Genomic DNA, 14,403 nt, shown 5'->3' on the forward strand with positions numbered 1-14,403 from the left:
AGCCGAATGAGCACAGTTCTGGCGATCGATGCCGGGCAGACCGGGATCAAGGTGCGCGCGGGCGGGCAGGACCTCGTGTTCCCCGGCATCGACACGCACGAGGAGCTGCTGCCGCAGTTGGCCGCCGTCACTCGCGCCGCGATCGAACGCTCCGGCGCCGAGACGTCGGTGGTGACCGCCGGCGTCTCGGGCCTCACGACGAGAGAAGCGGATGCCGCCGGCCTCCTCTCCCGGATCGACGAGCCGCGCGTGCGCGAGGTCATCCTCGCGCACGATTCGACGACTTCGTTCCTCGGGGCTCTCGGTGACGTGCACGGCGCGGTGGTCGCAGCCGGGACGGGAGTGGTCACCCTGGCCGTCGGTGCGACGCAGGTCGCGCGCATCGACGGCTGGGGGTACCTCATGGGCGACGCGGGCAGCGGCTACTGGATCGGCCGGGAGGCCCTCGACGCCGTCATGCGCGAGTTCGACGGACGCGGCCCGGCCACCGCGCTGCGCCAGGTCGCCGAGGAGCGCTGGCCCGACCTCACCCAGGCGTACATCGACCTGCAGGCCGACCACGACCGCGTGCGTGTCGTGGCGTCGTTCGCCGAGCACGTCGCGCGGCTGGCCGCGGAGGGCGACGCCGTGTCGCAGCACATCACGGTGCTGGCCGGTGGCGAACTCGCCCACAGCGTCGAGACGGCGCTGCGGCGCGTGCGCTCCGACGCGTCGGAGCACTTCTCGGTGTGCGCGATCGGCGGTGTCTTCCGCTCCCCGCAGCTGCACGAGGCCTTCGCGTCGCACATCGCCGCGAGCGACTTCGACGTCGCGCTCGTCGAGCCCCGCGGCCACGGCATCGACGGCGCCGTCGCCCTCGCCGACCTCGGCCCCCGGCATCCTCTCGCCCCTGCCGTCTGGCGCGCCAGCGCCTGACCCGCGCGACTGGGCCCCCGGCCGAAGGCTCGACCGACCCGGTCCCCTCCTCGCCCGGGCGCCCATCCTGCGCGATCCGAAGAGGATGCCCCGGCCCTGTGTGGACAGGTGGGCCGGGGCATCCGCGGTCGGAGTGGGTTACACGAGCGACTCGCGCCATGCGGCGTGCAGCTGCGCGAACTTGCCCGTGCCGCCGATCAGGGCGGCAGGAGCGTCGTCCTCGATGATGCGGCCGTGCTCCATCACCAGCACGCGGTCGGCGATCGCCACCGTCGACAGGCGGTGGGCGATGATGATCGCGGTGCGGTCGGCGAGCAGCGTCTGCAGGGCGTCCTGGATCTGCCGCTCGGACGGCATGTCGAGCGAAGCGGTGGCCTCGTCGAGGATCAGCACCGCCGGGTTCGCCAGGAACGCGCGTGCGAACGAGATCAGCTGGCGCTGACCCGCCGACACGCGGCCGCCGCGCTTGTTCACGTCGGTGTCGTAGCCGTCCGGGAGCTCCTCGATGAAGGCGTCCGCCCCCACCGCGCGCGCCGCGGCCTGGATCTCTTCCATCGTCGCGTCGGGCTTGCCCAGCGCGATGTTGTCGGCGACCGTGCCGCTGAACAGGTAGGCCTCCTGCGTGACCATGACGATCGCGCGGCGCAGGTCCTTCGGATGCAGCGAACGCAGGTCGACGCCGTCGAGGGTCACCCCGCCCTTGGTGGGGTCGTAGAACCGCGACACCAGCTTGGCGAGGGTCGACTTGCCGGCACCCGTCGTGCCGACCAGCGCGATCGTCTGCCCTGCCGGGATGTCGAGCGAGAAGTCCGGCAGGATCACCTTGCCGTTGCCGTACCCGAACTCGACGCCGTCGAAGTTCAGGTGCCCCTTCGCCTCCCACAGGTCGACCGGCTGCTGCGGATCGGGAACCGTGGGCTCCTCTTCCAGCACGCCCGACACCTTCTCGAGCGCGGCCGTGGCCGACTGGTACGAGTTGAGGAACATCGCGACCTCCTCCAGCGGGCTGAAGAAGTTGCGCACGTACAGCACCGCCGACAGCAGCGTCCCGACCAGCAGCGTGCCGTCGACCACCCGGAACGCGCCCCACAGCAGCACGATCGACATCGTGATGTTGGCGAGGAGGATCAGGCCCGGGTCGAAGATGCCGTACAGCTTGACCAGCCGCAGGTTGACCCGGCGGTAGTCCGCCGACACCTCGCCGAACTCGACGTCGTTGCGCTTCTCTTTGCGGAACGCCTTGACCGCGCGGATGCCCGTCATGGTCTCGACGAACTGGACGATCAGGCGCGCGCTGACCACGCGCGACTCGCGGAAGCCCTTCTGCGACTGGATGTAGAACCAGCGCATCAGGAACGACAGCGGGATGACCATCAGCAGGATGACCAGCGCGCTCTGCGGGTCGGTGAGCAGCAGCATCACCAGCGTGAAGACGCCGAACAGCGCACCCTGCACGAGCTGGTTGAGGCCGCCGTCCATCAGTTCGCGGATCGACTCCAGGTCACTCGTCTGGCGCGAGATGATGCGGCCCGAGGTGTACGTCTCGTGGAACTCGAGGCTGAGGCGCTGCGTGTGGCGGAAGATCCGCAGCCGCAGGTCCATCAGCACCGCCTGGGTGAGCTTCGCCGACAGCACGACGAACCAGCCGATGAGGGCCGCGCCCAGGACGCCCGACACGATGTAGACGGCGGTGACGCCGATCGCCGGCATCCAATCCGCCTCGTTCACCGCGTACGGCAGTGCGACGTTGATGCCGTACCCGATCAGGGCAGGGCCGAGGACCCGCAGGGCCGTCGACGCGATGATCACCACGGCGGTGAGCACCACGAGCGGGCGCTTCGGCTTCAGCAGCGAGAGCAGCAGGCGCAGCGAGCGCTGGCGGATCGCCCGGCTCTCGGCCTTGGTGTAGTCGTGGCGATCCTCGCCCTGGGTTCCGGTGACCGTGCTCACAGGTTCACCTCCACTTCTTCGGTCGTGATGCGTTCTCGCGCATCGGTCTGCTTGTCGTACTCTGCCTCGGCCTCGGCGCGCTCGGCGTCCTCCTCGGCGGCGGCCGCCTCGAGGCTCGAGATCACGTGACGGTAGTGCTCGCTCTCGCGCAGCAGGTCGGAGTGCGTGCCCACCGCGGTGATGCGACCGGACTCCAGCACCGCCACGCGGTCGGCCAGAGCCACCGTCGACGGGCGGTGCGCGACGATGAGCGCGGTCGTGGTGGCCAGCACCCGGCGCAGCGCCGCCTCGACGAGCGCCTCGGTGTCGACGTCGAGCGCCGACAGCGGGTCGTCGAGCACGAGCACGGCGGGCTTGGCAGCCACCGCCCGGGCGAGCGCCAGACGCTGACGCTGACCGCCCGAGAGCGACAGCCCCTCTTCGCCGACCGTGGTGTCGACGCCGTCGGGCAGCTCGTACGCGAACTGCGCCTGGGCGATCTGCAGCGCCTCGTCGAGCACGGCCTGCGCCGCGGGGCTCTTCGGATCGAGGTCGTCACGGCCGAGCAGCACGTTCTCGCGCACCGAGGCAGAGAACAGCGTCGCGTCCTCGAACGCCATGGAGATGTGGGTCCGCAGCTCTTCGAGCCCGAGGTCGCGCACGTCGACGCCGTCGAGCTCGACCGCACCGCCGGTGACGTCGTACAGACGCCCCGGCAGGGTGGTGAGCGTCGTCTTGCCCGAGCCGGTCAGGCCAACGAGGGCCATCGTCTCGCCGGGGCGCAGCACGAGGTCCACGCCGTCGAGCAGGTCGCGCTCGGTGGCGGCGGCATCCTGGTACCGGAAGTGCACGCCCCGGAACGCGAGCTCGCCCGCGGGGTCCGCGATCGTCTTCGGCTCGGCCGGGTCGACGATCGTGTTCTCCTCGTCGAGCACCTCGAACACGCGGTCGGTCGCGGTGCGGGCGTCGACGAGGAACGAGAACAGGAACCCGAGCGACTCCAGCGGCCAGCGCATCGCCGTGGCCATCGCGAAGAACGCGAACAGCTCGCCGACGGTCAGCTGGTTGTCGCTGGTGAGCCAGATGCCCAGCAGCAGGCACAGCGCGAAGGCGATCATCGGGATCACTTCGAGCCAGAACCACAGCACGCCGACCTCGCGGGCCTTGCGCAGCTCGGTGCCGCGCAGCGTCTCGACCTGTCGCTGGAACTTCTGCAGCGCGTGCTTGCCGCGGCCGAAGGCCTTGAGCACGCGGATGCCGTGCACGCTCTCTTCGACCGAGGTCGCGAGGTCGCCGGCCTGGTCCTGGCTCTGCCGCGCGAGCACGCCGTAGTTGCGCTCGAACCGGTAGCCGAAGAACCACAGCGGGATCGACACGACGAGGAACGTGGTGCCCAGCGCCCAGTGCCAGCGGAACAGCAGGGCCGAGCCGACGATGATCGTCAGCACGTTGACGACGAGCAGGATCAGGCCGAAGATCAGCCAGCGGCGGATCAGGTTGATGTCCTGCATCATGCGGCTGAGCAGCTGCCCCGACTGCCACTTGTCGTGGAAAGCGACGGGCAGTCGCTGCAGGCGCCGGTAGAACTGCTGGCGGATCTCGTACTCGACAGCGGTGCCGGGGGTGAGCACGAACGCGCGGCGCAGGAAGATGAACAGCGCTTCGAGCACGCCCAGCACGAGCACGCCGAGCGAGGCCCACACGATCAGCGTGAGGTCGCCGGACTGGATCGGGCCGTCGACGACGGCCTGCAGCACGAGCGGGATGATGAGGGTCATCACCGCGGCGCCGAGCGCGGTGAAGAACCCGCCGACCATCCGCGGCAGTGCGGGTTTGACGAACGGGTAGAGGCGGGCGAGCGCCCGCGGGGTGGACAGTCTCTCAGCGGAAGACGGGGTCATGATCCTTGTGGGGTGGGTGGAGCGGAGTTGCGAACGGATGCCGCGGGATGGGCGCGCCGAGAACACGTCGGTGGGGGCGCTGATGCGTCGTCCTGGAGGGCCAGAACGCGAGGACGGGCGATCCTATGCCGCGGAGGCGGCGGATCTGCGGAGGTCGGCTCGGGGTTCTACCCGGCGTAGTCGACGCGCGTCGTCCCGGCGATGGCAGGGAGGAAGACAATCGGCTTCGTGGTGACGATGGCCTGAGACATGGCTTCCTCCTCGGATCGTGGGATAAGGGCTGGGTGCCGCCGAAACGACACGCCAGCCCTCCAGGGTATACCTGAGAAAAGGCTGAGCGCAACAAGCGCTTTCCGCACCCCCGGAAAGTCTCTGCGCCCCAGCCTCTCTCGTCGCTTCACACGAGCGCCGGCACCCCCGCCTCGCGGTCGAGCAGCCGCTGCTTGACGGGCAGTCCCCACGCGAAGCCGCCGAGCGAGCCGTCGGTGCGCAGCACGCGGTGGCACGGGACGAACAGCGCGGGCGCATTGCGGGCGCAGATGGATGCCGCGGCCCGGACGGCGCTGGGCGACCCGAGCAGAGTCGCGAACTCGCTGTAGGTCAGCGGGCGACCGGGCTCGATCGTGCGCAGCGCCGCCCAGCCGGCCAGCTGCATGACCGTGCCGTGCTGCGCGACAGGCACTGCGTCGATGGCGGCGAGGTCGCCTTCGTAGTACGCGGCGACGGCGGATGCGGCATCCGTCTCTCCCTCGCGCACCTCGGTCGGACGCGCGCCGGCCGCGAGGCGCACCAGGATCGCGTCGCGGTCGGCGGTCCAGCCCGACGCGAGCACGTGCCCGCGCTCGTCGGACAGGATCGTGAAGGCCCCGTCGGGCGTGTCGATGGTCTGAATGGTCGCGGTGCTCATGAGAGGCCTCCGGTGGTGTCGAGAAGGGGGATCCGGGATGCCGCCGCCCGGCGCACCGGCGCCGGCTTCGGCGGGACCGCACGCCACAGGTGTGCGGTCAGGTAGCTGCGCCAGGGGGCGGTGCGCGCGGCCCAGTCGGTGAGCGCGCGCGGCTCGGGCGGGAGTCCGGCCGCGGCAGCGCCCGCCCGGACGGCGACGTCGCCGGGAAGGAACACGTCGGGGTCGGCGAGCACGCGCATGCGCACGTAGTCCGCCGTCCACGGGCCGATGCCGGGCATGGCCAGCAGCGCCGCCCGCTGGTCGGCCGCGTCGTCGCCCGCGGTGAGGGTCAGTGCGCCGTCGGCGAGCGCGGCGGCCGCGCCGGTGATCGCCCGGATGCGAGCGGCGGGACCGCGCAGCACCTCGTGACCGTGCTCGGCGATGGCCGCCATGCTCGGGAACAGCAGCGGGGCCTCGCCGCCGTCGAGGGCCATGCCCGCGAACGCCGGCACCTTCTCGCCGAGCGCGGCCGTCAGCGCCGTCAGCGCGGTGCGCGCGGCGACGACGGTGATCTGCTGTCCCACCATCGCGCGGATGAGCATCTCGTGCGGATCGGCCGCCCCCGGCACGCGGATGCCGGGCAGCGCCGCGACGAGCGGTGCGAGCTCGGCGTGCCGCGAGAGCGACTCGTCCACGGCGACAGGGTCGGCGTCGAGGTCGAACAGCCGCCGCGCGCGCGTGACGAGGCTCGACAGGTCGGCGAGGTTGGACAGCGCGGCGCGCAGCCGCACACGCCCGAGCTCGTCGACCCGCAACTCGAACCACACCGGGCCGTGGGCCAGGCGCAGCGTGCGGGCGAACGTCGCCGCCGTGGCGACCTCGGCCCCGGCGACCGCGCGGGCGGCCATCCAGGCGAACAGCCCGTCGGCGTCGAGCGGACCGCGGTGCGGCAACGCGAGATCGATCGTCACGCCCGGGGCCAGGGCGTCGAGGTGGCGCGAGACCGGGCGCCGCGCACGCAGCTCGGTGGGCGGCATCCCGAACACTTCACGGATCGTGTCGTTGAACTGGCGGACGCTCGCGAAGCCGGACGAGAAGGCGACATCGGCGGCGGAGAGATCGGTGCCGACGAGCAGCATGCGGGCGGTCTGCGCGCGGTGTGCACGGCTGAGGGCCAGCGGCCCGGCGCCGAGCTCGGCGGTGAGCAGGCGCGTCAGATGACGCGGCGAGTAGCCGAGGCGGCCGGCGAGGCCGGGTACGCCCTCGCGCTCGACGACGCCGTCGGCGATGAGCCGCATCGCGCGGCCGGCGGTGTCGCCGCGGAGGTTCCACTGCGGCGATCCGGGCGCGGCTTCGGGCAGGCACCTCTTGCAGGCGCGGTAGCCGGCCTCGTGGGCCGCCGCGCTCGTCGGATAGAACGTCACGTTCGACGGCTTGGGCGTGCGGGCGGGGCAGCTCGGGCGGCAGTAGATGCCCGTCGAACGCACCGCCGTGACGAACTGCCCGTCGAAGCGGGCGTCGCGCGAATCGATCGCGCGGTACCTCTCGTCGAACGTCATGGCCAGGCTCATGCCCCTAGCCTGACACGCTCCACCGACATCGGCTCGCGGAAATCGGACACGACTGTGGATGCCGGCGGCCGGAGCACATAGAGCGCACGACGGCCCCGGGCGGGGATCCGCGCCGGGGCCGTCGAGACACGCTCAGTGGAAGAAGTGACGCTCGCCCGTGAAGAACATCGTGACGTTCGCAGCCTTCGCGGCGGCGATGACTTCGTCGTCGCGGACGGATCCGCCGGGCTGGATGATCGCCGTGATGCCGGCGTCGATGAGCACCTGCGGGCCGTCGGCGAACGGGAAGAACGCATCGGATGCCGCGACCGATCCCGCGGCGCGGTCACCGGCCCGCTCGACCGCGAGGCGGCACGAGTCGACGCGGTTGACCTGACCCATGCCGATGCCGACGGTCGCCGAGCCCTTGGCCAGCACGATCGCGTTGGACTTCACGGCGCGGCACGACTTCCACGCGAAGATGAAGTTCTCCATCTGCTCGGGCGCCGGCTGTTCGCCTGAGACCAGCTGCCAGTCCTTCGCGACGGACTCGATGTCGTCGGGGAAGCGGTCGGCGTCCTGCAGCAGCAGGCCGCCCGACACCAGGCGCACGTCCATGCGCTCCTGCTGCCAGTCCTCGGGCAGCTGCAGCAGACGCAGGTTCTTCTTGGCCTTGAAGACCTCCAGCGCGGCCGGTTCGAACGACGGCGCGACGATGACCTCGGTGAAGATGTCCTTCAGGTTCTCGGCCATCTTGAGGGTGACCGTGCCGTTCGCGGCGATGACGCCGCCGTACGCCGACACCGGGTCGCATTCGTGGGCGCGCAGGTGCGCACTGGCGATCGGGTCGAGCGCGTTGGGGGCGGTCACCGCGATGCCGCACGGGTTCGCGTGCTTGATGATCGCGACGGCCGGCTTGACCATGTCGAACGCGGCCCGCAGCGCGGCGTCGGCGTCGACGTAGTTGTTGTACGACATCTCCTTGCCCTGCAGCTGCGTGGCCTGGGCGATGCCGTGGCCGCCGTTGCGGGTGTAGATCGCGGCGCGCTGGTGCGAGTTCTCGCCGTAGCGGAGCGTGGCCAGGCGCTCGGCGCGGATCGTGAGGTGCGCGGGCAGAGCCTCCTCGGTGAGGGTGCCCTCCGAGAACCAGGTCGCCACGGCGCGGTCGTAGTCGGCCGTGTGCGCGAAGGCCCGTGCCGCGAGCTCGCGACGCTGCACGAGGCTCGTGCCGCCGTTCTTGACCGCCTCGATGACCGCGGGGTACGACGACGGCGAGACGACGATCGCGACGTTGGCGAAGTTCTTGGCCGACGCGCGCACCATGGCGGGGCCGCCGATGTCGATCTGCTCGACGACGTCGTCGCCCTGCGCGCCCGAGGCGACGGTCTCGACGAAGGGGTACAGGTTCACCACGACCAGCTCGAACGGCGAGATGCCGAGCTCGGCGAGCTGACGCTCGTGGTCTTCGAGACGCAGGTCTGCCAGCAGACCCGCGTGCACGCCGGGGTGCAGCGTCTTGACGCGCCCGTCGAGCGACTCGGGGAACCCGGTGACCGCCGACACGTCCGTGACCTCGTAGCCCGCGTCGCGCAGGAGCGAGGCCGACCCGCCCGTCGACACGATCTCGACGCCGGCGCCGGCGAGCGCCTCGCCGAGCGCGAGCAGGTCGGTCTTGTCGCTCACCGACACGAGCGCCCGGCGGACCGGGACGACATCACGGGGACGATACAGGGCGGGGTCGTGGCTCGGTCCGGCCATGTCGGTTCTCCTCCGGGGTGGGGTTCAGAGCTGGGCGTTCGCGGACGTCGCCGCGAGGTCGAGGTCGCCCGTCGCGACGCGGCGGACCACGTCGATCAGCAGGCGGCGTTCGACGGGCTTGATGCGCTCGTGCAGGGCGTGCTCGTCGTCGCCCGGGAGCACGGGCACGCGCTCCTGGGCGAGGATCGGCCCCGAGTCGACCCCGTTGTCGACGATGATGACGCTGGCGCCGGTCTGCACGACTCCGGCGGCGAGCGCGTCGCGCACGCCGTGGGCGCCGGGGAACTCGGGCAGATACGCCGGGTGGGTGTTGACGATGCGCGGCGACCACGCGTCGACGAGGTCTGCCGGCAGCAGGCGCATGAGGCCGCTCAGCACGACGAGGTCGGGCTGCCACACCGCGAGCTGCGCACCGAGTTCGGCGCCCCACTCGTCGCGGGTGTCGAAGCGCGCGAACGGGACCATGAAGGTCGGGATGCCGTACTCCTCGGCGTGTGCGAAGCCTTCGGCCTCGCGGTCGGCGCCGACGACGACGATGCGGGCGGGGAACTCGGGGTCGGCCGCCGCGTCGAGCAGAGCGCGCAGATTCGACCCTGTGCCCGAGATGAGGACGGCGACCGTGAGCACCTGGTCAGTCTACTGGGAACCGCCCGGTGCGCCTGCGGAGTGTGTCGGCCCGACCCCGCCCGCCGTCCGCCCGTTCCTTCACACCCCGGTGTTCGTTCGTCGTACATGTACGCGATCCCCGCCGATCCGCGTACATATACGGGTCGCGTCAGGGGGCAGGCGGCAGATCGATCGGCTCGGTCGTGGCCTCGCCCGGCGGCTCGCGCCGTGCCGCGTCGCCGCCACGGGTCGGCGCCGGGGGGCCGGGAACGGCGCGCAGGCTGCTCCACGCCGCGGCGATCGCCGCGAGGTCGGCCGTGTCGTCGAGGTCGGGGATCCGCTGCGGCTCGTCGGCGCCGGCGTCGGCCTCGATGTCCGCGTCGTCGCGCTCCGCCGGCTGCGGAGAGGTGGATGCCGCCAGCCCGCCACTCCCCTGCGCCCCGGTGCGACCGACCGGTGCGAGCAGCAGGATCGCGGCGCCGATCAGCACCTCGATGCCGACGGCGAGGGCGACGGGTCCGGGCTGGGGGCCGAACTCCGACAGGCGTCCGGGGCCGAGCGAGCCCGACGCGGCGAACGAGAGGAGCGCTGCCGCGGCCGCGCTCACGACGGCGATGCCGAGGGCGATCACGAGTCGGGCGGCGATCGGCTCGTCACCGTCGTGACCGTGACGCCCCGCATCCGGTTCGACGTCCTCCGGACCGGCGTCGGGGTCCTCGTCGCCGGAGGCCGAGAGCAGGCCCGACAGCGCGGCGGTGCGGCCGTCGTCGAACCGCGACGACGCGGGTTGCGGGCGGGGTGCGACCGAGGCCCCCGCACGTGGCGCCGCCGGGCCCACCAGGCGCGAGCGGGCGATCCACCCGGCCAGCGCGCCGATGCCGACCGGGATCAGGGCGAGCAGCAGCAGCCACGTCGTCGTGCTCTCGGGCACGACGCCGAGCGCCGGGATGCCCGGCAGCACGCCCACCTGCGTGCCCGCGGGCGACACGGCCGTGCCGGTGCCGACAGCGAATCCGGGCCCCGCCACGAAGGCGAGCGCCCACACCACGAGCGTGGGGAGGTAGGCCAGCTGACCGAGCGTGATGACCACCGATCCGGCGGGGTCGACGCTGGACGCCTGGAAGAGCGCGACGATCTGCCCGGCCCGGGCGAACAGCGAGACCCCGAGCACGAGTGCGCCGGCGCCGACGAGTCCGGTCACCGTCACGGCCCCGCCGCGGGCGATCAGCGCGGGGGCCTCGCTCCAGCCGTGAGGCTGCGCCTCGACGCGGTCGCGCACGCGGGCGACCGCGCCCGAGCCCGCCTCGCGCCATTCCGTCACGAGCGCCGCGAGGACCGCGGGGAGGGCGAACACGAGCGTGGGGAACAGGATCGCCTGCCAGCGGGCCACGCCGGCGACCTCGTTCGCACCGGTGAACGCGGCGACCGTGGTGAGCGCGCCGAACACGGCGGTCGAGGTCACCACCCCGACGATCCACGCGTCGGCGTGCGATGCGCGGGCGCCCGAGCGCGCGGCGAAGATCGCGGTGAAGGTCGCGAACGCGAGCGGCGCGAGCGAGAGGACGAAGGATGCCGCAGATGCGTCGATGCCCGTCGCGGCCAGATACTCGGGCGGCAGCGTGATGTGCAGCGGCACGAGGTTGCCCAGCTGCCAGACCGACACCCCGGCGTGCCACAGCACGCCCCAATCCGCTCCCCCGCCGAATCCGAACACCCACAGCAGCGTGAGCGGCGCCAGGGTCGCCGCAAGGCCGACGGCCGCCGCGATGGCGGCGTCGACAGCGGAGAGGAGGGCGACGATGAGGCGATGCATGCGCAGTCGACCCTACTTCGAGCGGCCATCGGCCCGGGGTCGCCCGCGCGGAGGGCCGAGGCATCCGTTCAGCGAATCCCCAGGTTGGGCTGTGAGCGACTAACGTTTCTGGTCGGAGGTCCCCACACATGAGCACAGACTCGCCCGCGCCCGACGGCGTCATCGCCACCGATCCCACCCCCGCACCGGATTCCGCGACGCCGGAGCCGAAGAACGGCTTCGACCGCTTCTTCGAGATCACCAAGCGCGGCTCGACCATCGGCACCGAGGTGCGCGGAGGTGTCGTCACCTTCATCACGATGGCCTACATCGTGGTGCTCAACCCGATCATCCTCTCGGCCGGCACCGACGTCGCGGGCAACAACCTCGCGTTCCCCGCCGTCGCCGCCGTCACCGCCCTGACCGCAGGCGTCATGACGATCCTGTTCGGACTCGTCGCGCGCCTGCCCTTCGCGTTCGCTGCGGGCCTGGGCATCAACTCGTTCCTCGCGTTCAGCGTCGTCGGACAGGTCACGTGGCCCGAGGCGATGGGCATGGTGGTCATCAACGGTGTCATCATCGTGCTGCTGGCGGCGACCGGCCTGCGACGGCTGATCTTCGACGCCGTCCCCTATGAGCTGAAGATCGCGATCACGGTCGGCATCGGCCTGTTCATCGCCTTCATCGGATTCGTGGATGCCGGCTTCGTCACCGCGACGGGCCAGAACTCGCCGCCCGTCGGCCTCGGCATCGCCGGGTCCATCGCCACCATCCCCACCCTCGTCTTCGTCGTGACGCTGCTGCTGACGGCGATCCTCGTCGCGCGCAAGGTCAAGGGCGCGCTGCTCATCGGCCTCGTGTCGGGCACGGTCCTCGCGGTCGTCATCGAGGCGATCTGGCACCTGGGCTCGGCCGTCGACAACCCCGGCGGCTGGGGCCTGTCGGTGCCCACGCTGGGCGGCAGCCTGTTCGCACTCCCCGACCTGAGCCTCGTGGGCGACGTCAGCTTCGACTTCAGCAAGGTCGGCTTCCTCACGGTCATCATGCTCGTCTTCACGCTCGTGTTCACGAACTTCTTCGACGCCATGGGCACCATGACGGGCCTCTCCAAGGAGGCCGGCCTCGCCGACGCGAAGGGCAACTTCCCGCGTCTGAAGAGCGCGCTCGTGGTCGAGGGCGTCGGCGCGATCGCCGGTGGCCTCACGTCGGGCTCGTCGAACACCGTGTTCATCGAATCGGGCTCGGGCATCGGCGAGGGCGCGCGCACCGGATTCGCGAACATCGTCACCGGTCTGCTGTTCCTGCTCGCGATGTTCCTCACGCCCCTCGCGCAGATCGTGCCGAGCGAGGTGGCGGCCGCCGCGCTGGTGATCGTCGGCGCCATGATGATGGCGCAGATCCGCGATCTCGACCTGGGCGACTTCTCCATCCTGCTGCCGGTGTTCCTGACGGTCGTCGTGATGCCGCTGACGTACTCGATCGCGAACGGCATCGGCGCAGGCTTCGTGGCCTGGGTCGTCATCCGATCGCTGTCGGGCAAGGCGCGCGGCATCAGCCCGCTGCTGTGGGTCGTGGCCGCAGGCTTCGCGATCTACTTCGCCCGCGGACCGATCGAGCAGCTCCTGGCCGGCTGAGCGGAGCGAGAAGGACCGAGTGGATGCCGGCGGCCGAGGCCGCCGGCATCCACTTCTCTTTCTGCAGGGTCCGGAGCAGGCGGCGGTCAGCGCAGCGGCGTCCAGCCGAGCGGCAGCGGGCCGTCGGGGTCGGCGCGCTCGGCATCGACCCGGGCGGACCAGCCCTGTGCGGCGCCCTCGCCCTCGAAGCCGCCTCGGGCGACCCGGAAGCCGACGTCGTCGTGGTGCATGCGCGGAGCGCCGCCACGGCGCGTCGAGGCGCGGACGCTCCAGGCGTCGTCGGCGAAGCCGCCGCCGCGGAACACGCGGTAGTCGGCGTAGCGGGCGGGGTCCAGCAGGTCCCAGCACCACTCCCACACGTTGCCGAGGGTGTCGAACAGGCCGTTGAGGTTGGGGAGCCTGCCGCCGACCTCGGCGGGTGCGGTGAGGCCGTCGGCGCTCGTCCACGCGACCTCGGCCAGCGGACCGTAGTGCGGGCCGGTCGAGCCGGCGCGGCACGCGTGCTCCCACTCCGCCTCGGTGGGCAGCCGGTAGCCGTCGGCGTCGACGTGCCAGGTGACGTCCTCGCCGTCGAACGTGTAGGCAGGGTCCAGGCCCTCCCACTCGGAGGCCGCATTGCAGAAGCGCACCGCCCGCAGCCAGCTCACGTCGACGGCAGGGCGCCGCGGATGCCGGGCGGTCTCGCCCAGCAGCTCGGCCAGCTGCTCCTGAGTGACGGCGTACACCCCGAGCTGGAACGGCTCGAGGTCGACGTCCCAGCGCACCTTGCGCCGCGCGTCGTGCAGCGTCACCGTCCCGCCCGCGATGCGGGCGAGCTCGAGATCGGTCACGTGTCGCGCGGCTCGAGCACGAACACCGCGATCAGGCGGTCGGTCTTGGTCTGGTAGTTCGCGTAGTCCGGCCACACGGCCGTCGCACGCTCCCACCACGCTGCCCTCTCGTCGCCCGACAACTCGCGGGCGTCGTAGTCGCGCTTGAGGTCGCCGTCCTGAAGTTCGACGTGCGACCGGCGACGCATGTTCTCCGCCCACTTGGGCTCGTCGTGCGAGCCGCCCTTCGAGGCGACGACGGCGTACCGTCCGTCATGCTCGACGCGCATGAGCGCGGTCTTGCGCAGCGCGCCGCTCTTGGCTCCGACGGTGGTGAGCACGATGATCGGCACGCCTCGGAGGGTGTTGGCAGTCGCTCCGCCGGTCGCTTCGAACTCCTCGGCCTGCTTGCGGGCCCATTCGGACGTGGACGGCTTGTATTCTCCGGTCAGCGGCATTGATCCAGCGTAGGGCTGCGCCGACCGGTCGCGGGCCGGCAGGAGCCGAAGTCCGATGCCAGCTGCACGTCGAGTTCGCCGACGATCCGGTTCAGCTCTGCGTGCAGCGCATCGTCGTCGGCGATCCGCCCGGCGACGACCGGGTCCGAGTGCCCGCCCACAGCC

General features: G+C 71.6%; 12 protein-coding genes. 2 read left to right on the forward strand and 10 right to left on the reverse strand.

Annotated elements, in window-relative coordinates:
- The first annotated feature begins 6 nt into the window (after positions 1 to 6).
- Positions 7 to 915, forward strand: a complete 909-nt coding sequence (locus ABEA46_RS08380; protein ID WP_345543973.1) for an N-acetylglucosamine kinase — start codon at positions 7 to 9, stop codon at positions 913 to 915.
- Positions 916 to 1,053: 138 nt separating this feature from the next.
- Here the strand turns inward: ABEA46_RS08380 and ABEA46_RS08385 are convergent, their stop codons facing one another.
- The 7 genes from ABEA46_RS08385 to ABEA46_RS08415 form a co-directional block, all read right to left on the reverse strand.
- On the reverse strand, positions 1,054 to 2,865 hold the full coding sequence (locus ABEA46_RS08385) for an ABC transporter ATP-binding protein (protein ID WP_345543974.1): 1,812 nt from the start codon (positions 2,863 to 2,865) through the stop codon (positions 1,054 to 1,056).
- Positions 2,862 to 4,745: an ABC transporter ATP-binding protein gene (locus tag ABEA46_RS08390; protein WP_345543975.1), complete on the reverse strand. Its 1,884-nt coding sequence runs from the start codon at positions 4,743 to 4,745 to the stop codon at positions 2,862 to 2,864. The genes ABEA46_RS08385 and ABEA46_RS08390 overlap by 4 nt, the downstream gene beginning before the upstream one ends.
- Positions 4,746 to 5,142: 397 nt before the next feature.
- Positions 5,143 to 5,652, reverse strand: coding sequence for a methylated-DNA--[protein]-cysteine S-methyltransferase (locus tag ABEA46_RS08395; RefSeq protein WP_345543976.1), 510 nt, complete (start codon positions 5,650 to 5,652; stop codon positions 5,143 to 5,145).
- Complete coding sequence (locus tag ABEA46_RS08400; protein ID WP_345543977.1) at positions 5,649 to 7,202, reverse strand: DNA-3-methyladenine glycosylase 2 family protein; 1,554 nt, start codon at positions 7,200 to 7,202, stop codon at positions 5,649 to 5,651. Before ABEA46_RS08400 ends, ABEA46_RS08395 begins: the two co-directional genes overlap by 4 nt.
- Before the next feature lie 132 nt (positions 7,203 to 7,334).
- Positions 7,335 to 8,939, reverse strand: a complete 1,605-nt coding sequence (gene purH, locus ABEA46_RS08405; RefSeq protein WP_345543978.1) for a bifunctional phosphoribosylaminoimidazolecarboxamide formyltransferase/IMP cyclohydrolase — start codon at positions 8,937 to 8,939, stop codon at positions 7,335 to 7,337.
- 24 nt (positions 8,940 to 8,963) lie between these two features.
- The gene (gene purN, locus ABEA46_RS08410) at positions 8,964 to 9,566 is read right to left on the reverse strand and encodes a phosphoribosylglycinamide formyltransferase (RefSeq protein ID WP_345543979.1); all 603 of its coding nucleotides are present in this window, start codon (positions 9,564 to 9,566) and stop codon (positions 8,964 to 8,966) included.
- A gap of 148 nt (positions 9,567 to 9,714) precedes the next feature.
- Positions 9,715 to 11,358, reverse strand: a complete 1,644-nt coding sequence (locus ABEA46_RS08415) for a cell division protein PerM (protein ID WP_345543980.1) — start codon at positions 11,356 to 11,358, stop codon at positions 9,715 to 9,717.
- Positions 11,359 to 11,486: 128 nt separating this feature from the next.
- Between ABEA46_RS08415 and ABEA46_RS08420 the strand changes: the two genes are divergently transcribed.
- On the forward strand, positions 11,487 to 12,971 hold the full coding sequence (locus ABEA46_RS08420) for an NCS2 family permease (protein ID WP_345543981.1): 1,485 nt from the start codon (positions 11,487 to 11,489) through the stop codon (positions 12,969 to 12,971).
- Between the two features lie 86 nt (positions 12,972 to 13,057).
- Here the strand turns inward: ABEA46_RS08420 and ABEA46_RS08425 are convergent, their stop codons facing one another.
- The 3 genes from ABEA46_RS08425 to ABEA46_RS08435 are packed head-to-tail and all read right to left on the reverse strand — an operon-like array spanning position 13,058 to position 14,399.
- On the reverse strand, positions 13,058 to 13,801 hold the full coding sequence (locus tag ABEA46_RS08425) for a formylglycine-generating enzyme family protein (RefSeq protein WP_345543982.1): 744 nt from the start codon (positions 13,799 to 13,801) through the stop codon (positions 13,058 to 13,060).
- Positions 13,798 to 14,238, reverse strand: a complete 441-nt coding sequence (locus ABEA46_RS08430; RefSeq protein WP_345543983.1) for a nitroreductase family deazaflavin-dependent oxidoreductase — start codon at positions 14,236 to 14,238, stop codon at positions 13,798 to 13,800. The genes ABEA46_RS08425 and ABEA46_RS08430 overlap by 4 nt, the downstream gene beginning before the upstream one ends.
- Positions 14,229 to 14,399, reverse strand: coding sequence for a hypothetical protein (locus ABEA46_RS08435; RefSeq protein WP_345543984.1), 171 nt, complete (start codon positions 14,397 to 14,399; stop codon positions 14,229 to 14,231). Before ABEA46_RS08435 ends, ABEA46_RS08430 begins: the two co-directional genes overlap by 10 nt.
- Between the last annotated feature and the right edge of the window lie 4 nt (positions 14,400 to 14,403).

The sequence above is a fragment of the Microbacterium jejuense genome (assembly GCF_039544225.1).
GTDB lineage: Bacteria > Actinomycetota > Actinomycetes > Actinomycetales > Microbacteriaceae > Microbacterium > Microbacterium jejuense.